This is a genomic window from Providencia sp. PROV210 (genome assembly GCF_028479445.1).
Taxonomy (GTDB): domain Bacteria; phylum Pseudomonadota; class Gammaproteobacteria; order Enterobacterales; family Enterobacteriaceae; genus Providencia; species Providencia rustigianii.
Genome location: NZ_JAMPNQ010000014.1, coordinates 1 through 17,776 on the forward strand (window position 1 = coordinate 1; position 17,776 = coordinate 17,776).

General features: G+C 43.5%; 16 protein-coding genes and 1 tRNA gene. 16 read left to right on the top strand and 1 reads right to left on the bottom strand.

The window, feature by feature from the left end; all coding sequences use genetic code 11:
• Window positions 1–3: 3 nt before the first annotated feature.
• Window positions 4–79 (top strand) — tRNA-Gly (locus PR761_RS10420).
• 687 nt (window positions 80–766) lie between these two features.
• Here the strand turns inward: PR761_RS10420 and queG are convergent.
• A complete protein-coding gene (gene queG / locus PR761_RS10425; protein WP_112837459.1) occupies window positions 767–1,924 on the bottom strand; it encodes a tRNA epoxyqueuosine(34) reductase QueG in 1,158 nt (385 codons plus the stop codon).
• A gap of 215 nt (window positions 1,925–2,139) precedes the next feature.
• On the opposite strand from queG, the gene tsaE reads away from it, so the two are divergent.
• The 15 genes from tsaE to rpsR all read left to right on the top strand — a co-directional run bounded on the left by tsaE (window position 2,140) and on the right by rpsR (window position 17,744).
• A complete protein-coding gene (gene tsaE / locus PR761_RS10430) occupies window positions 2,140–2,604 on the top strand; it encodes a tRNA (adenosine(37)-N6)-threonylcarbamoyltransferase complex ATPase subunit type 1 TsaE (RefSeq protein WP_154610758.1) in 465 nt (154 codons plus the stop codon).
• A gap of 14 nt (window positions 2,605–2,618) precedes the next feature.
• Entirely contained in the window at window positions 2,619–3,935 is a 1,317-nt protein-coding gene (amiB, locus tag PR761_RS10435) for an N-acetylmuramoyl-L-alanine amidase AmiB (RefSeq protein ID WP_154610759.1), read from the top strand.
• An 11-nt stretch (window positions 3,936–3,946) separates the two neighbouring features.
• Window positions 3,947–5,902 carry a DNA mismatch repair endonuclease MutL gene (mutL, locus tag PR761_RS10440; RefSeq protein ID WP_006814564.1) on the top strand — a complete coding sequence of 652 codons (1,956 nt, stop codon included), beginning with the start codon at window positions 3,947–3,949 and terminating at the stop codon, window positions 5,900–5,902.
• A complete protein-coding gene (miaA, locus tag PR761_RS10445; protein ID WP_006814563.1) occupies window positions 5,895–6,836 on the top strand; it encodes a tRNA (adenosine(37)-N6)-dimethylallyltransferase MiaA in 942 nt (313 codons plus the stop codon). The genes mutL and miaA overlap by 8 nt, the downstream gene beginning before the upstream one ends.
• A gap of 105 nt (window positions 6,837–6,941) precedes the next feature.
• Window positions 6,942–7,238, top strand: a complete 297-nt coding sequence (gene hfq, locus PR761_RS10450; protein ID WP_006814562.1) for an RNA chaperone Hfq — start codon at window positions 6,942–6,944, stop codon at window positions 7,236–7,238.
• Between the two features lie 91 nt (window positions 7,239–7,329).
• The gene (gene hflX, locus PR761_RS10455) at window positions 7,330–8,610 is read left to right on the top strand and encodes a ribosome rescue GTPase HflX (protein ID WP_006814561.1); all 1,281 of its coding nucleotides are present in this window, start codon (window positions 7,330–7,332) and stop codon (window positions 8,608–8,610) included.
• A gap of 171 nt (window positions 8,611–8,781) precedes the next feature.
• Window positions 8,782–9,990 (top strand): FtsH protease activity modulator HflK, encoded by a 1,209-nt coding sequence (gene hflK / locus PR761_RS10460; protein ID WP_006814559.1) that lies wholly within the window; start codon window positions 8,782–8,784, stop codon window positions 9,988–9,990.
• A gap of 2 nt (window positions 9,991–9,992) precedes the next feature.
• Window positions 9,993–10,994 (top strand): protease modulator HflC, encoded by a 1,002-nt coding sequence (gene hflC / locus PR761_RS10465; RefSeq protein ID WP_006814558.1) that lies wholly within the window; start codon window positions 9,993–9,995, stop codon window positions 10,992–10,994.
• A 285-nt stretch (window positions 10,995–11,279) separates the two neighbouring features.
• Window positions 11,280–12,581, top strand: coding sequence for an adenylosuccinate synthase (locus PR761_RS10470; RefSeq protein ID WP_112837584.1), 1,302 nt, complete (start codon window positions 11,280–11,282; stop codon window positions 12,579–12,581).
• 299 nt (window positions 12,582–12,880) lie between these two features.
• Window positions 12,881–13,303 (top strand): nitric oxide-sensing transcriptional repressor NsrR, encoded by a 423-nt coding sequence (gene nsrR / locus PR761_RS10475; protein ID WP_039854879.1) that lies wholly within the window; start codon window positions 12,881–12,883, stop codon window positions 13,301–13,303.
• Between the two features lie 41 nt (window positions 13,304–13,344).
• Window positions 13,345–15,822 (top strand): ribonuclease R, encoded by a 2,478-nt coding sequence (gene rnr / locus PR761_RS10480; RefSeq protein ID WP_039854878.1) that lies wholly within the window; start codon window positions 13,345–13,347, stop codon window positions 15,820–15,822.
• Between the two features lie 65 nt (window positions 15,823–15,887).
• Window positions 15,888–16,625: a 23S rRNA (guanosine(2251)-2'-O)-methyltransferase RlmB gene (rlmB, locus tag PR761_RS10485; RefSeq protein WP_112837457.1), complete on the top strand. Its 738-nt coding sequence runs from the start codon at window positions 15,888–15,890 to the stop codon at window positions 16,623–16,625.
• A 165-nt stretch (window positions 16,626–16,790) separates the two neighbouring features.
• Window positions 16,791–17,186, top strand: coding sequence for a 30S ribosomal protein S6 (gene rpsF / locus PR761_RS10490; protein WP_006814552.1), 396 nt, complete (start codon window positions 16,791–16,793; stop codon window positions 17,184–17,186).
• An 8-nt stretch (window positions 17,187–17,194) separates the two neighbouring features.
• On the top strand, window positions 17,195–17,512 hold the full coding sequence (gene priB / locus PR761_RS10495; protein WP_039854876.1) for a primosomal replication protein N: 318 nt from the start codon (window positions 17,195–17,197) through the stop codon (window positions 17,510–17,512).
• Between the two features lie 4 nt (window positions 17,513–17,516).
• Window positions 17,517–17,744 (top strand): 30S ribosomal protein S18, encoded by a 228-nt coding sequence (gene rpsR, locus PR761_RS10500; protein ID WP_000135199.1) that lies wholly within the window; start codon window positions 17,517–17,519, stop codon window positions 17,742–17,744.
• Window positions 17,745–17,776: the final 32 nt, after the last annotated feature.

A 17,776-nucleotide genomic window follows, 5' to 3' on the forward strand; every position in this document is an offset into this window, starting at 1 on the left:
AATGCGGGAATAGCTCAGTTGGTAGAGCACGACCTTGCCAAGGTCGGGGTCGCGAGTTCGAGTCTCGTTTCCCGCTCCAATTTTTCTTCAGGTAATTTTCTAAATTAATCTCCTCTGTAATTGCAAATCATCTTTTACTATCGCTAAGTAATATTCCTTATTTGCCCTCGTGATGCTCAATTATTAAGTAGTCATGTTTTTATCTTGCTCCCCTACGGGATCCTTTTATTATTCAGGATCTTTTTGAGATCAAATCAAGTTTTTTACTTGCATTCGCTAATCGGTCGCCATAGAATAGCCACCCCTTAGCAATAGGGCATTTCAGTAAGAACTTCTGCCAGAATGGCACTCGTTTGAATGGGCGACAAAAAAGTCATTTTTTCTTAGTTCAGTCAAACAATCTTCTTAACCTGATTTTTTCACAACTTAACTCTGATTAGTTAACCAAAAATCAGCGTATTTTATTATTTCTCTATAAGAGAAAGTTATCCACAGCCTGAATGTGTTTAGGTTGAGTTTAGTCTATTTTGAAATAATTTACCACACAGAGTTATCCACAGGTTACTTGTAGGTTAATTTTAGATTATCATAAAATGAATTTTATAATGAAATAAATTAACTAATTGAATTTATTGATTAATTTTATTTATTCAAAATGTGCTAAGCATAACTTGCAAATCCTTTACCTATTGTCGGCTAAGAACTTTTTTATTTTATTCACATCGATTTGACAATTAACAGATCAAGATATATAACCGCATCTTTTTTAAGCGTCCCGCGGTAAACCTTTGGTAATAGCGCGTACAAGTCGCTTTTGTTGTGAAGTTTGAATAGTCACTTGATTCTCTTCTCGCCGTTGTAGTTGCTGGCGAATCGACCACTGAAAATGCTCATCAAGCATCGGATTGATTCCAAGGCGATTTTGTAAAGCGAGGACAATCTGGTCTTGGTAGGGGGCATTGCCAAGAGCAACGCTGATATTTCTTAGCCATTTAATATAGCCAATTCGACGGATCGCTGACCCCTCAGTGGCACGGAGAAATTTATCCTCACTCCAAGCGAATAAATCCAAAAGTTCTGGCGTATGCAATGCGGCTCTTGGGCTAAAATCATCTTCGTCGGTTAGCTGGGAAAATCGGTTCCATGGGCAAATAAGTTGGCAGTCATCGCAACCATAAATACGATTTCCCATTAATGGACGAAATTCTTCGGGGATTGCGCTATCCAACTCAATAGTCAGATAAGAAATACAACGTCTCGCATCAATGGTATAAGGTTCTACAATTGCACCTGTTGGGCAGGTTGTGATACATGCTACGCAACGCCCACATTGTTCCTCTATAGGTTGATCCACGGGAAGAGGGAGATTGATCAACAGCTCCCCAAGAAAAAACCAAGATCCAGCTTGTTGATTGATAACTAAAGAATGTTTTCCTGTCCATCCCAAACCTGCTTTAACCGCAAGAGGCCGTTCAAGGATCGGTGCGGAATCCACAAAAGGACGGAAATTAAGATCATCAGAACATTCAAACTGTCTGCAATAATCTAAAATACGATCGCCAAGAATCTTTAAGCGTTTTTTTAAGAGCTTATGGTAATCTCGCCCCAGCGCATAACGGCTGATATAGCCAAGTTCAGGGTTATTGAGTGTGCTGGCAAATGCGGCTTTTGCGGGAAGGTAATTCATGCGCACACTGATGACTCGTAATGTGCCGGGATGTAGCTCATGGGGTCTGGCCCGCATCATGCCATGGCGATTCATCCATTCCATATCACCATGATATTGCTTATCTAACCAAGCTTGAAGCTTTGGTTCTTCGAGGGATAAATCGGTATCGCAGATGCCAACTTGTTGAAAGCCAGCATCGAGGCCCCATTGTTTTATATTTTGGGCAAGAAGATTAAGATTAAGGCGTGTAGACATGGGTTCTATCAAGGTAAAAGTGGATTCGCAGGCACTCTAACATGATCGTTTCATTTATCAAAATAACCCCCTGTTGAGCTTTGCGGTCAAGGCCAGAAGTTTCTGATCTCGATGTTCACACAATGTTAAATAAGAAAAATGGATCTGCTTAGGTTAATATAAGCGGTAATATCAATTCTGATTCGATTTTATCATTATAATTGGCTGCACCAACTATGAAAGAATGCACAATACAACTCGCTAATGAAGAGCAAACAGTTGCGCTGGGGCGCGCTATTGCCATCGCTTGCCATCAAGGCGTTGTGATTAACTTATATGGCGATCTTGGCGCAGGAAAGACGACATTTAGTCGTGGATTTCTTCAAGCGCTTGGTCATAAAGGTCACGTAAAAAGCCCGACTTATACATTAGTTGAACCCTACGAATTAGCGGATAGACAGGTTTTTCATTTTGATCTCTATCGTTTAGCTGATCCTGAGGAACTTGAATTTATGGGAATTCGCGACTATTTTTCGGGCAACTCAATCTGTTTGGTTGAATGGCCACAGCAAGGCAAGGGATTTTTACCTGAAGCGGATCTTGAACTCCATTTAACGTATAAAGATGAAGGGCGCCAGGCACGTTTAGTGGCTTTTTCGGCAACTGGAGAGTCGTTACTAGAAGCATTACCGGTATTCTAAGGAATATATAGCTCATGATGAATGCATCGATAAACAGAATAACAATTAAGGGTCTTTTTTCTTTCTTTTTATTATTGATAGTGTTTGCGCTAGGCTTAATGACATCCTTGGCTCAGGCTGCATCACTTTCTAATATTCAAGTCAATAATAGCCCTTCACAGGCGCAAGTGACATTAACTTTTGTTGATGGAAAGCCTGATTATTCGACCTTTCCGTTGCATTCACCTGAACGTTTAGTGGTTGATATCCAACAAAGTGGTAAAATCATCGGTTTACCAATTAAGCTTCCGAAAGGTGATTTAGTTAAACAGGTGCGCTCAAGTCAAGCTCCCGATAACCGTCATCAACGTATCGTATTAGAGCTGTCCCAAGCAGCAAAAACCAAAGCGATAGTTAAGCAAGTTTCTGGGCAATATCAATTGGTATTGACAGTATCAACGGGTAATAGCAGCTCATCGAACTCTTTCAATAGCACTGATATGGCTCAGCCTGCGGTGACAACATCAACACGTAATCCATCAACTGTGCAAGAGAAACCGCTAAAAATGAATTCTCCGGCGGTGACGCCAGCCACAGTACCTGCAACAAAGCCTGCAGTAACAAAAAGCTTACCGAAAGGAACTAAGCAGGTCGTGATTGCGATTGATGCAGGGCACGGTGGTAAAGATCCCGGCGCGATTGGTAAAAATGGTTATAAAGAAAAAGACGTCACCCTGAGTGTAGCGCGTAAACTGTATCAAAAACTCGATGCAGACCCGATGTTTAAACCCGTTATGACGAGGGAGGGTGACTACTTTATTTCAGTCAGTGGCCGCTCGGATGTCGCACGTAAAAAAGGTGCCAATATGCTGGTTTCCATTCATGCTGACTCCGCACCAAACAGCAGTGCGCGAGGTGCCTCTGTTTGGGTGTTATCAAATCGTCGAGCGAACAGTGAATTAGGTAGCTGGTTAGAACAGCGTGAGAAACAGTCAGAATTACTAGGTGGTGCTGGTGATGCGCTTAGTGGCGCCGACCCTTATTTAAGCCAAGCAGTATTGGATTTGCAATTTGGTCATTCACAGCGTGTTGGTTATGACGTGGCTGTTCATGTGATTCGTGAACTTCGTAAAGTAGGTAATATTCATAAGAAAACCCCAGAACATGCCAGTCTCGGTGTGTTACGTTCTCCGGATATTCCATCAATCTTGGTTGAAACTGGGTTTATCAGTAACACAGCAGAAGAGCAGCTATTAAAATCAAATGATTACCAAGAGAAAGTCGCGGATGGTATTCATCAAGGGTTGCGTCAGTATTTCTTAGCGAACCCGTTACAAGCCGCCCCAAAATAAGCGAGTAGATAATGTCGATTCAAATTCTCTCTCCACAGCTAGCTAACCAAATAGCAGCGGGTGAAGTGGTCGAAAGACCAGCATCTGTTGTGAAAGAGCTCGTAGAAAATAGCCTAGATTCAGGGGCTACACGCATCGATATTGATATCGAGCGAGGGGGAGAGAAATTGATCCGTGTTCGTGATAACGGCTGCGGGATCAATAAAGATGAATTAGTTCTTGCATTAGCGCGCCATGCGACGAGCAAAATTGCCACATTAGATGACCTTGAAGCCATCATGAGTATGGGATTTCGTGGCGAAGCATTAGCGAGCATTAGCTCCGTCGCACGCTTAACATTGACGTCGAAACCCGCAGAGCAAACGGAAGCATGGCAATCTTATGCGGAAGGGCGGGATATGCAAGTGACCGTCAAACCAGCCGCACATCCCAATGGCACGACAGTCGAAGTGCTGGATTTATTTTACAATACTCCCGCACGCCGTAAATTTATGCGTACGGAAAAAACAGAATTTGGTCATATTGATGAGATTGTTCGCCGTATTGCGCTTTCTCGTCCCGATGTTGCGATAAACCTGACTCATAATGGTAAATTGGTGAAGCAGTATCGTGCTGCCCATGATGATATTCAGCAAGAGCGTCGCCTCGGGGCAATCTGTGGTACTGGATTTATGCAAGGGGCATTAGCGTTATTGTGGGAACATAGTGATTTAGCAATCAAAGGCTGGGTTGTTTCGCCGTCATCTTCTCATCATGTTGCGAGTGATATTCAATATTGTTATGTGAATGGACGAATGATGCGCGACAAGCTGATTAACCATGCTATTCGCCAAGCTTATGAAGGGCATCTTGATGAAAACCAGCAGCCTGCCTATGTCCTATATTTGACGATCGACCCAAAGCAAGTGGATGTTAATGTTCATCCAGCGAAGCATGAAGTACGCTTTCATCAAGCTCGTTTAGTACATGATTTTATTTATCAAGCTGTTCGTACGGTACTGCTTAATACTACCGCTGTTGATCAGTTACCAGGAATTGAACCAATATCTTCAGAAATTGAAAATCGAGCTTCCGCTGGGGAAAACTATTTTGCCTCTCCGGTATCTGTGGGAAGCGTGGTAAAAAATCATGAACGCCATGATCATCAACCAGTGTATGCCCGAGAATCTCAGGCCTCATATAGCGAACCGAAAACAGCCTCTTCAGCCTCTAAAAGCCCCTATGTTCCGGTAGAAAATAATACAAACAAATACTCTGCACCGGATTATGACCGTAAAGCTGGGGAACTCTATCAAAGCTTGATGTCTATCCCTGTTGCTCCTGAGGACAAAAAAACATTATTTCCAGAAAGAAAACCATTAGGAACTCATTCAATATCGAGCCAATCTGTGGCAGAAAATGCGGATGGCTACCAATTTGGCAAAGTATTGACAATTTACGCAAAAAACTTTGCATTAATTGAGTCTTCATTGGGCATAATCCTGTTATCCTTAAATGAAGCGAATTATTTGTTGAAGTTAGCTCAGCTCTCTCCAGCAGAAGAATCTTTAAAGCCTCAGCCGTTGTTAATCCCGTTAAAATTGTCATTAAAAAATGACGAGGTAGAGGTTTTACAACGATATAAGGCACAATTAACATTATTTGGTATCGAAGCCACTATATTTCATGGAAAAGTGACTATTCATACGGTATCGTTACCATTAAGAACACAAAATTTATCTCAACTTTTTTCCGATTTAATTGCGTTTTTGTCGACAAAAGAAAGTGTTACTAATGAAAATATCGCGCAATGGTTAGCAAAAGCGATTTCACAGACAAAAATTGAGGAAAGTTGGAGTTTGGCACAGGCTGTTCAGTTACTCGCAGATGTTGAGCGGATCTGTCCGCAGTGGGTGAAAAATCCACCGCCAACATTATTACAATTAATTAATTTACAATCCGTGGTAGCTACACTAACAAATGAGTGATTTAGTAACTCAAAAAAAACCGGATGCAATATTCCTTATGGGCCCAACGGCCTCGGGTAAAACTGCTTTAGCGATTGAACTGCGCAAGCACTTACCAGTAGAAATAATCAGCGTTGATTCAGCGCTGATTTATCGAGGAATGGATATTGGTACCGCAAAGCCAAATGAAGAAGAACTCAGCCAAGCCCCCCATCGTTTGATTGATATTCTCGATCCGTCACAACCTTATTCAGCGGCTGATTTTCGTCGTGACGCATTAAATGCAATGGATGAAATTACATCTCAAGGTAAAATTCCATTGTTGGTTGGCGGGACTATGCTTTATTTTAAAGCCTTGTTGGAAGGGTTGTCTCCTTTGCCTTCCGCGTCACCAGAAATTCGCGAGACAATTGAGCAAATCGCTCATGAACAAGGTTGGGGTGAAATCCATCGTCGTTTAGCTGAAGTAGACCCTGTTGCAGCAGCGCGAATTCATCCTAATGATCCACAAAGATTATCCCGAGCTTTAGAGGTATATCTCATTTCGGGACAAACTTTGACTGAAATGACTCAAACAGCGGGCACAGAATTGCCTTATAATGTGTTTCAGTTTGCTATTGAGCCACAAGATCGTAAAATTTTACATGAGCGTATCGAGCGACGTTTTCATTTAATGCTAGAGGCAGGATTTGAGAATGAAGTTAGAGCGCTATACCAACGAGGAGATCTCCATGTCGACTTGCCGTCTATCCGTTGTGTAGGGTATCGACAAATGTGGTCATATCTCGATGGTGAAATAGATTATGATGAAATGGTTTATCGAGGGATCTGTGCGACACGTCAATTGGCGAAACGGCAGGTCACTTGGTTGAGAGGCTGGGATAATGTTCACCGGTTAGATAGTGAACAACCTCAGCTGGCGCTTGACACAGTTATACAGGTTGTTAGTGCATAGGGCTATTGTTTGTGTACAATTAAAACGTTAAGCGTAATTTTTGAGTAGTAATTTTTGGAATCGACAGATTCTCATTTAAAAACAACAAAATAAGGAAAACATAGAATGGCTAAGGGGCAATCTTTGCAAGATCCGTTCCTGAACGCATTACGTCGTGAAAGGGTTCCGGTCTCTATTTATCTCGTTAATGGTATTAAATTACAGGGTCAAATCGAATCTTTTGACCAATTTGTTATTTTGCTGAAAAACACAGTTAGCCAGATGGTTTATAAACACGCTATCTCTACTGTTGTTCCGGCACGCCCTGTTTCTCATCATAGCGGTACAGGTACTGCTGGCGCAGGCAATAGCAACTACCATTCAGGTGGTGCTGCTGGGCAAGATGGCGAATCAGCTGAATAAGACTGTACGCTAAAAACAAGGAAAGCATGGGTAGGGAGACTATACCTGTGTTTTTCCTTTGCAATTATTATTGAGCCTAAGAGGTTACACCTTGTTTGATAGGTATGAAGGCGGTGAACTGGCTGTACTTGTTCATGTTTTTTTTGACCAAGAAAAAGACGTTGATAATTTAGCAGAATTTGAGTCCCTAGTGACTTCTGCTGGGGTTAAACCCGTACAAATAGTAACTGGCAGCCGCAAGGCACCTCACCCAAAGTTTTTTGTTGGGGAAGGAAAAGCTGAAGAAATCGCTGAAGCAGTCGAGGCGAGTGGTGCAGATGTGGTGCTATTTAATCATACTCTTAGCCCTGCTCAAGAACGTAATCTTGAAAGGCTTTGCCAATGTAGGGTTATTGACCGTACAGGGGTGATTTTAGATATTTTTGCTCAACGTGCGCGTACGCATGAAGGTAAACTTCAAGTTGAATTAGCTCAACTACGGCATCTATCAACTCGCTTAGTGAGGGGATGGACGCACCTTGAGCGACAAAAAGGCGGGATTGGTTTACGCGGTCCCGGTGAAACTCAGCTTGAAACAGACCGTCGATTACTACGAGATAAAATCAAACAGATATTATCCCGCCTTGGACGAGTCGAAAAACAGCGTGAGCAGGGACGTCAATCAAGAAATAAAGCGGATATTCCGACAGTTTCTTTGGTTGGCTATACCAACGCCGGTAAATCCAGTTTATTTAACAGGATGACGTCGGCAGATGTTTATGCTGCGGATCAACTGTTTGCCACACTGGACCCGACATTACGTCGTATTGATGTTAATGATGTCGGCACTGTAGTTCTGGCAGATACGGTAGGTTTTATTCGCCATCTCCCCCACGACTTGGTTGCAGCATTTAAAGCAACCCTGCAAGAAACTCGTGAAGCAACTTTATTGCTCCATGTGATTGATGCAGCAGATAATCGTTTGGATGAAAATATTCAGGCGGTTGAAAGTGTGTTGGAAGAGATTGAAGCGAATGAAATACCGACACTTTTAGTGATGAACAAAGTTGATATGCTGGAAGATTTTGTCCCGCGTATCGACAGAGATGAGGATAACAAGCCTGCTCGTGTCTGGGTTTCAGCGCAAACAGGTGAAGGTATCCCTTTGTTGCTTCAAGCATTGACGGAACGCCTTTCAGGTGAAATCGCACATTTTGAATTGCGTTTACCACCCAATGAAGGCCGTTTGCGGAGCCGTTTTTATCAACTTCAATCCATAGAACGTGAGTGGCAAGAAGAGGACGGTACCATCGGTCTTGAGGTGCGTATGCCAATGGTGGATTGGCGACGTTTATGTAAGCAAGAGCAACAATTACCTGATTATGTTGTTTAAAGACGATGTTACTTCAGTTTTTATACTGGCGTAATCGCAACATAGTTAGGCAATGGAATTGATATTAAGAGCCAATATGCTCGACTTAATTCACGATCCCAAGTGGTTGACTGAAGAAAGCGAATTTTGCTCTTAGCCCTAAAAATCAATCATAAAGAATGGAGCTAAAACATGGCGTGGAATCAGCCCGGTAATGACGGACAAGACCGCGATCCGTGGGGAAGCGGCAATAAAGGCGGCAACTCTGGCGGGAATAAAGGCAGTCGGAAACCTGGGTCTTATGATCTCGACGATCTCTTTCGTAAAATAGGCAGCAAGCTCGGCGGTGGCGGTAAAAAGGGCGGTGGTGAAGGCGATACTAAACAACCATCTCAATTTAGCGGTCGCCTAGGAATGTTAGCCGTTGCTGCAATCGTTGTTGTATGGGCCGGATCTGGCTTCTATACCATTAAAGAAAGTGACCGTGGCGTAGTGTTACGTTTTGGTGAGTACAATGGTATTGTCGGACCTGGTTTGAACTGGAAGCCAACTTTTATTGATAACGTGGTTCCAGTCAACGTTGAAACAGTTCGCGAACAAGCAACTAATGGCATGATGTTAACGTCAGATGAAAACGTGATCCGCGTTGAAATGAACGTACAATATCGTGTTACAGACCCTGCTCAATATCTATTTAGCGTGACGAATCCGGATAATAGTTTACGTCAAGCTCTGGATAGCGCAGTGCGTGGTGTTATTGGTCAATCAGCCATGGAGCAAGTATTGACTACGAATCGAGCCTTTATCCGTGATGTTACACAGAAAGAGCTAGAAGCGACGATTGCACCATACAAAATGGGTATCACATTACTCGATGTCAACTTCCAAGCGGCTCGTCCGCCTGAAGATGTAAAAGCGGCATTTGATGACGTAATTTCGGCAAGGGAAGAAGAACAGAAAACTATTCGTCAAGCGCATGCTTATCGAAATGAAGTTCTGCCATTGGCGAAAGGTAATGCTCAGAAGATGATCGAAGAAGCTGAGGCTTATAAAGCGAGTGTGGTCTTCAAAGCAGAGGGTGAGGTCGCAAGTTTTGCGAAAATGTTACCTGAATACCGTGCTGCACCAGAGATTACTCGTGAGCGTCTGTACATTGAAACGATGGAGCGCGTGTTAGCAAATACACGTAAAGTTATTGCGAATGATAAGAGCAACAGCATGTTAGTGCTGCCACTTGATCAAATCATGCGTGGAACGAATGGCAACACAGCCACTGCTCCAAAAACAAATCAGTCAGCAAGAATGACGAACCCAACGGAAAGTACATCTTCTACGGGTACAGCACCCGCTCAGCCAGATAATGCTGTGCGCGGTGATGCAGTTAGAGTAGGGAGACAATAATCATGCGTAAGTCTTTAATCTTTATTGTTATTGCTGTTTTGGCAGTTGCCTACGCATCTATCTTTATTGTTCCTCAAACTGATCGCGGTATTGTTTTACGTTTTGGTAAGGTTTTGCGTGATTCTGAAAATAAACCGATCATTTATGAGCCGGGTCTACATTTTAAAGTTCCATTTATTGAAACAGTAAAAATGCTAGATGCACGTATTCAGACATTAGAAATTCAAGCTGACCGTTACCTGACTAGCGAAAACAAAGACTTAATGGTGGATTCATACCTGAAATGGCGTGTTACGGACTTCAGCCGCTACTATGTAGCGACAGGCGGCGGTAACCCATTCCAAGCAGAAACACTATTAAAGCGTAAGTTTAGTGACCGTTTACGTTCTGAGTTTGGTCGTTTAAGCGTGAAAGACATCATTACCGATTCTCGTGGTCGTTTAACGGTAGATGTTCGTGATGCACTGAACAAAGGTACGGCAACCGACGAAGCAACAAAAGATGCAGATGCTGCAATTGCAGATGCTGCGGCTCGGGTTGAGCAAGAAACAAACTTGAAGCCACTGGTTGTCAATGCGAACAGTATGGCGGCATTAGGTATCGAAGTGGTCGACGTACGTATTAAACGTATTGAATTACCAAACGAAGTTTCTGAGGCAATTTATGCGCGTATGCGTGCAGAGCGTGAAGCAGTTGCTCGTCAGCATCGTTCTCAAGGTCAAGAAGAAGCAACGAAAATTCGTGCGGTTGCAGATAAAACAGTAACGGAAACTTTAGCAGAATCTGAGCGTACTGCGCTGACTCTGCGAGGTGAAGGCGATGCAATGGCAACTAAATTGTTTGCTGATGCATTTAACCAAGATCCTGAGTTCTATGCCTTTATCCGTAGCTTACGTGCTTATGAGCAGAGCTTCAAAAGTGGTGACGACGTAATGGTACTTAGCCCAGACACTGACTTCTTCCGCTTTATGAAGGCACCAACTAAGTTGCGTGCACCAGATTAATCAACAGCCAACTTAAGTTACGTGCAACGAGCTTAAATTACTGTTAATCTAATAAAGAAAAGCCCGCTTCGGTGGGCTTTTTTTCGCCTGTCGTTTCAAGTGTCGGATTTTTCAGGGAAAATTGCAGCTGCTCAGGTTGATGAAATTCATTTTGAGTTTACGACAGAAATAAAACTACCATTTTACTTGCTTTCTAGAAAAAAATTTTTGCAATGCCAAAATATCACTGGAACAGTTCATTTTTGATGGTAGAATTCATTTTTAAGCAACCGAGTGTATTTCGAAATGGGTAAGAACGTTGTCGTACTGGGCACCCAATGGGGTGACGAAGGGAAGGGCAAGATCGTTGACTTGCTGACAGAACGAGCTAAATATGTAGTTCGTTATCAGGGCGGCCATAATGCTGGCCATACTCTTGTTGTAAACGGTGAAAAAACCGTTCTCCACTTAATTCCATCCGGTATTCTTCGTGAAAATGTCATCAGCATTATCGCTAATGGTGTAGTTCTTGCGCCTGATGCTTTAATGAAAGAGATGCAAGAATTGGAAGACCGTGGTGTTCCTGTTCGTGAACGCTTACGTATTTCTGAAGCATGCCCACTGATCCTGCCTTATCACATCGCATTAGATAATGCGCGTGAGAAAGCGCGTGGTGCGAAAGCTATCGGAACAACCGGTCGTGGTATTGGTCCTGCTTATGAAGATAAAGTTGCTCGTCGCGGTCTGCGTGTTGGTGACTTATTCGATAAAGCGACTTTTGCTGAAAAATTAAAAGAAATCATCGAATACCATAACTTCCAACTGGTTAACTATTACAAAGAACCTGCGGTTGATTACCAAAAAACCTTAGATTACGTGATGTCAGTTGCAGACCTTCTGACTAGCATGGTAATTGATGTTTCTGATTTGCTCTATAAAGCGCATCAGAAGAATGAATTAGTCATGTTTGAAGGCGCACAAGGCACATTATTAGATATCGACCACGGTACCTATCCGTATGTGACGTCTTCAAATACCACTGCGGGTGGCGTGGCAACAGGTTCTGGCTTAGGTCCTCGCTATGTAAACTACGTTCTGGGCATCATCAAAGCGTATTCTACACGTGTTGGCGCGGGTCCATTCCCAACTGAACTGTTTGACGAAATCGGCGAATTCCTGCGTGAGAAAGGTCAAGAGTTTGGCGCAACCACCGGTCGTAAACGTCGTACTGGCTGGTTAGATATTGTTGCGATTAATCGTGCGGTACAAATTAACTCCCTGTCAGGTTTTTGCTTAACTAAACTGGATGTTTTAGATGGTTTAGAAGAAGTTAAAATCTGTGTAGGTTACCGTCGCCCAGATGGCAAAGTATTAGAAACTACGCCATTAGCTGCTGATGAGTGGGTTGGTTTAGAGCCTGTTTACGAAAGCATGCCTGGTTGGAGTGAAACCACTTTCGGCGTTAAAGAAAGAGCACTGTTACCGCAAGCGGCTTTAGATTATATCCAACGTATCGAAGAGCTGACGGGTATTCCAGTTGATATTATTTCAACCGGTCCAGACCGTTCAGAGACTATGATCCTGCGTGATCCGTTTGACGTTGAGTAATCGCATTGACAGCGCTCATTAGGGCGCTGTTTTTTTATCACCCCTTTTTTCCTTCCATTGAATTCGTTTTTGATAAAAAGTCAAAACTTCCACATAATATCTTTAGTACACTGAACATTCCGTGCCATAGGATACATCTTTATAGGTAGGGATAGGCTAGACTGCAACTAAGGTTATATACTGTGAAAGTTATTCAAAATAATAGCTTTGTTGTTAGATACTCAAAACAAGAAAGATAACTAAGATGGTTAATAGGCATTTAACAACATACTGTAACGCCAAAAATATTTGAGGTGACTGTGCAGCTGACAAGTTTTACTGATTATGGGTTACGCGCCCTAATTTATCTCGCAGCCCTTGAAAAAGGGAAAATGACGAGTATCACAGAAGTTACTGACGTGTATGGTGTTTCTCGTAATCACATGGTTAAGATAATTAATCAGCTTAGTCACCTTGGCTATATTAAAGCCGTTCGCGGCAAGAATGGCGGCATATCGCTAGGTCAACCAGCAGAATCAATTCGGATAGGGGATGTCGTGAGAGCGTTAGAACCCTTGACCCTTGTTAATTGTAGTGGTGAATTTTGTCATATTACACCCGCTTGCCGCCTGAAAGGTGCGCTGAATAAAGCAATACAGCAGTTTTTACAAGAACTTGATCAATATACGCTGGCGGACATGGTAAAAGATAATAGCCCGCTGTATCAATTACTGCTCGATTAATGTCTCAGTAATTTATCACTCTGACGACAATGGAGGTAACAATGTCAAACGATCCTTTTCAGGAAAGAGAAGCAGAAAAATACGAGTCGCCAATCCCTAGTAGAGAATTTATTTTAGATCTCTTATCTAAACGCAGCGCTCCTGCTAATCGTGAAGAAATTGCTCAGTTATTAAATCTCTCTACTGAAGATGAATTAGAAGCATTGCGCCGTCGCTTACGTGCGATGGAACGTGATGGTCAATTAGTATTCACTCGCCGCAAATGTTATGCATTACCAGAGCGCCTTGATCTCCTCAAGGGTAAAGTAATCGGCCACCGTGATGGTTATGGTTTCTTACGCGTTGAAGGTAAAAAAGAAGATTATTACTTATCTCAAGATGAGATGAAGCGTGCTTTACACGGCGATATTATTCTCGCTCAGCCATACGGACAAGACCGCAAAGGCCGCACTGAAGTGCGTGTTGTTCGTGTATTAGAGCCTCGTAATAACCAAATTGTTGGTCGCTATTTTATCGAAGCCGGTATGGGATTTGTTGTCCCTGACGATAGTCGCCTGAGCTTTGATATTTTGATACCAAAAGACCAAACGTGTGGTGCCCGTATGGGTAACGTGGTGGTGGTTGAATTAGTGACTAGACCACAGCGTCGATCTCAAGCAGTCGGTAACGTTATTGAAGTGTTGGGCGAAACTATGGGCACGGGCATGGCGGTTGAAATCGCGCTACGCACCCATGAAATTCCTCACTCTTGGCCGCCACAAGTGACAAAGCAAGTTGCAGATTTAAGCGAACAAGTTCCAGAGTCAGCGAAAAAAGGACGAGTAGATTTACGTGACTTACCTTTAGTGACTATCGATGGCGAAGATGCTCGTGACTTTGATGATGCAGTATACTGCTCACCTAAAAAAGGTGGCGGTTGGCGTTTATGGGTTGCGATTGCGGACGTCAGCTACTATGTTCGTCCACAAACTGCGTTGGATACTGAAGCGCGTAGCCGTGGTAACTCCGTATACTTCCCATCCCAAGTGGTACCGATGCTACCGGAAGTGCTGTCTAACGGATTGTGTTCATTGAACCCAGGTGTTGACCGTCTGTGTATGGTTTGTGAAATGACGGTATCTGCAACAGGTAAGCTTTCATCGTATAAATTCTACGAAGCGGTGATGAGCTCCCATGCACGTCTGACTTACACCAAAGTGTGGAAAATCATCCAAGGTGATGAAGAGCTACGTGAACATTATAAAGAGCTTGTTCCGCACATCGAGCACTTGCACCAATTATACAAAGCATTAGATTCAGCCCGTATTGAACGCGGCGCGATTTCCTTTGAATCGGAAGAAGCGAAGTTTATTTTTAATGCGGAGCGTCGAATTGAACGTATTGAGCCCGTTGAGCGTAATGATGCACATAAATTGATTGAAGAGTGCATGATTTTAGCTAATATTGCGGCGGCTCGATTTGTGGAAAAAAATGAAGAGCCTGCGTTATATCGTGTGCATGATCGCCCTAAAGAAGAGAGCGTGATGAATTTGCGCTCGGTATTCAGCGAGTTAGGTTTAACTCTGCCGGGTGGTATGAAACCAGAGCCGAAAGATTATGCGCAAGTAATGAACGAAGTTGCTGAACGCCCAGATCATGAGTTACTCCAAACCATGATTTTACGTTCAATGAAGCAGGCAATTTACGATCCTGAAAACCGAGGTCACTTTGGTTTAGGACTGAAATCCTATGCACACTTTACGTCGCCAATTCGTCGTTACCCAGACTTATCCTTGCACCGCGGTATTAAGTACTTGTTAGCCAAAGAACATGGTCATGGGGATAAACGCTGGACGGAAACGGGTGGTTGGCATTCCGACATAGAGAGCATGCTTCAGTTAGGTGAACATTGTTCATTGACAGAGCGCCGTGCAGATGAAGCTACCCGTGACGTAGCAGATTGGTTAAAATGCGACTTTATGCAAGACCAAGTGGGGCAAGTGTTCACAGGCTTGATTACCAGCGTCACTGGATTTGGTTTCTTTGTCCGTCTGAATGATCTATTTATTGATGGTTTAGTGCATATCTCCACCCTTGATAATGACTATTATCGCTATGATGCTGTAGGCCAGCGTTTGATTGGTGAGTCATCTAGCACCACTTATCGCCTTGGTGACGAAGTGGAAATCCGTGTGGAAGCTGTACATATGGATGAACGCACCATTGATTTCGCGTTAATTTCGACAACACGTAAAGCGAAAAATCCGGGTAAAACTTCTCGCGACAAGATGAAGTCAGAAGTTAAAAATGCAACACGTCCAGCCCGTCGAAAAGGGGATGTGCGCAAAGAGAAAAACTTTGAGCCTGATTCTGCATTCCGTCGTTCAGAGAAAAAAGGCAAAAAAGAGGCCCAATCTGATGCTAAGCCTGATGCAAAAGGGAAGAGCAAAAGTAAAAAGCCTTCAGACAAGACTCGAAAAATCAGTGCCAAATTAAAGGCAAAACGTGTTGCCAAAAAATCCCAAAATCAAGAGGGATAACCACGTTTTAATGAAATAAGGTGGTGAGTTATCACCACCTCTACACTCCAACATAAAAGATATTTATGAGCGAAATTATTTACGGCATTCACGCAGTGAAAGCCCTGCTTGAGAATTCACCTCAACGAATTAAAGAAGTTTACATTTTAAAAGGTCGTGAAGATCGTCGCCTAATGCCAATCGTTCATGAAATTGAAGCGCAGGGTATTGTGGTACAAGTGGCGAATCGCCAGTGGATGGATGCACAGACTGAAGGTGCAGTACACCAAGGTATTATTGCGAACGTCTTACCGGGCAAGCAATACCAAGAAGGTGACTTACCTGATTTATTGGAAAGTACCGAATCTCCGTTCTTACTCGTTTTGGATGGCGTCACCGACCCTCACAACTTAGGGGCATGTTTACGTAGCGCAGATGCTGCTGGCGTGCATGCGGTGATTGTACCGAAAGATAAATCTGCACAGTTAAATGCAACAGTGAAGAAAGTTGCTTGCGGGGCAGCGGAAAATATTCCTTTAATTCGCGTGACTAACTTGGCAAGAACATTACGCTTGCTGCAAGAATATAATGTGTGGATCGTGGGAACCGCAGGCGAAGCAGATCATACTCTGTATCAAAGCAAACTTTCCGGACCTATTGCATTAGTGATGGGCGCTGAAGGGGAAGGTATGCGCCGTTTGACTCGCGAACACTGCGATGAACTGATCAGCATTCCAATGGCTGGCTCAGTCTCCTCCTTGAATGTCTCTGTTGCGACGGGTGTTTGCCTGTTCGAAGCCGTGCGCCAGCGTACCGCAAAATAAGCCCCAAAATAATTTTTGCTTAATTTGTCCCCATCCCTTGAGTTTTTTCTCTGGGATGGGTATAGTTACGCGTCAATTTTTTAGCCGCACTCAATAAGTTCCTTGCCTCCGCGGGCCGCGGTTAACCCAGACAGGAGGCTAATAATCCGTAAGGAGCAACTACTAATGCGTCATTACGAAATCGTTTTTATGGTCCATCCTGACCAAAGCGAACAGGTTCCGGGCATGATCGAGCGTTACAGTGCAGTTATCACTAATGCACAAGGTCAGATCCACCGTCTGGAAGACTGGGGCCGTCGTCAACTGGCTTACCCAATCAACAAACTGCACAAAGCTCACTATGTTCTGTTGAACGTAGAAGCTCCACAGGAAGCGATTGATGAGCTGGAAACTAACTTCCGCTTCAACGATGCCGTTATCCGCAGCATGGTTATGCGCTTAAAACACGCAGTAACAGAAGCTTCTCCAATGGTTAAAGCTAAAGACGAACGTCGCGGCCGTGACCTTTCTGATGATTATCAGGATGAAGAAGTAGAAGAAGCTGGGGATTCTGAAGAGTAATTACTCAGGTGACCGCTAATCGTTTGGTGCTGACAGGCACAGTCTGTAAAGCATTGACTCGAAAAGTGAGTCCGTCCGGCATTCCTCATTGCCAGTTTGTTTTGGAACATCGTTCCCAGCAACAGGAAGCAGGATTGTCAAGGCAAGCATGGTGCAGAATGCCCGTAATTGCTAGTGGACAAGCCTTAGAAACCCATACTCACAGTATAACGGTCGGCAGTCTGATTACTGTTACAGGCTTCATCAGTACCCATCAAGGGCGCAATGGAGTCAGTAAATTAGTCTTACATGCCGAGCAGATTGATTTGATAGATTCTGGAGACTAGCCATATGGCACGTTATTTCCGTCGTCGCAAGTTCTGCCGTTTCACAGCGGAAGGCGTTCAAGAGATCGACTATAAAGATATCGCAACGCTGAAAAACTATATCACTGAAAGTGGTAAAATTGTACCAAGCCGTATCACCGGTACTCGTGCAAAATATCAACGCCAGCTCGCTCGTGCTATCAAGCGCGCTCGCTACCTGTCTCTGTTACCATACACTGATCGTCATCAGTAATTGGTACAGTCCATTAACGACTAATAGAGGAT

Coding starts and splice junctions, on each gene's coding strand:
- hfq (WP_006814562.1), top strand. CDS start 6,942: ATGGCTAAGGGGCAATCTTTGCAAGATCCGTTCCTGAACGCATTACGT.
- hflC (WP_006814558.1), top strand. CDS start 9,993: ATGCGTAAGTCTTTAATCTTTATTGTTATTGCTGTTTTGGCAGTTGCC.
- PR761_RS10470 (WP_112837584.1), top strand. CDS start 11,280: ATGGGTAAGAACGTTGTCGTACTGGGCACCCAATGGGGTGACGAAGGG.
- mutL (WP_006814564.1), top strand. CDS start 3,947: ATGTCGATTCAAATTCTCTCTCCACAGCTAGCTAACCAAATAGCAGCG.
- hflK (WP_006814559.1), top strand. CDS start 8,782: ATGGCGTGGAATCAGCCCGGTAATGACGGACAAGACCGCGATCCGTGG.
- amiB (WP_154610759.1), top strand. CDS start 2,619: ATGATGAATGCATCGATAAACAGAATAACAATTAAGGGTCTTTTTTCT.
- rlmB (WP_112837457.1), top strand. CDS start 15,888: ATGAGCGAAATTATTTACGGCATTCACGCAGTGAAAGCCCTGCTTGAG.
- tsaE (WP_154610758.1), top strand. CDS start 2,140: ATGAAAGAATGCACAATACAACTCGCTAATGAAGAGCAAACAGTTGCG.
- rpsR (WP_000135199.1), top strand. CDS start 17,517: ATGGCACGTTATTTCCGTCGTCGCAAGTTCTGCCGTTTCACAGCGGAA.
- queG (WP_112837459.1), bottom strand. CDS start 1,924: ATGTCTACACGCCTTAATCTTAATCTTCTTGCCCAAAATATAAAACAA.
- rnr (WP_039854878.1), top strand. CDS start 13,345: ATGTCAAACGATCCTTTTCAGGAAAGAGAAGCAGAAAAATACGAGTCG.
- miaA (WP_006814563.1), top strand. CDS start 5,895: ATGAGTGATTTAGTAACTCAAAAAAAACCGGATGCAATATTCCTTATG.
- rpsF (WP_006814552.1), top strand. CDS start 16,791: ATGCGTCATTACGAAATCGTTTTTATGGTCCATCCTGACCAAAGCGAA.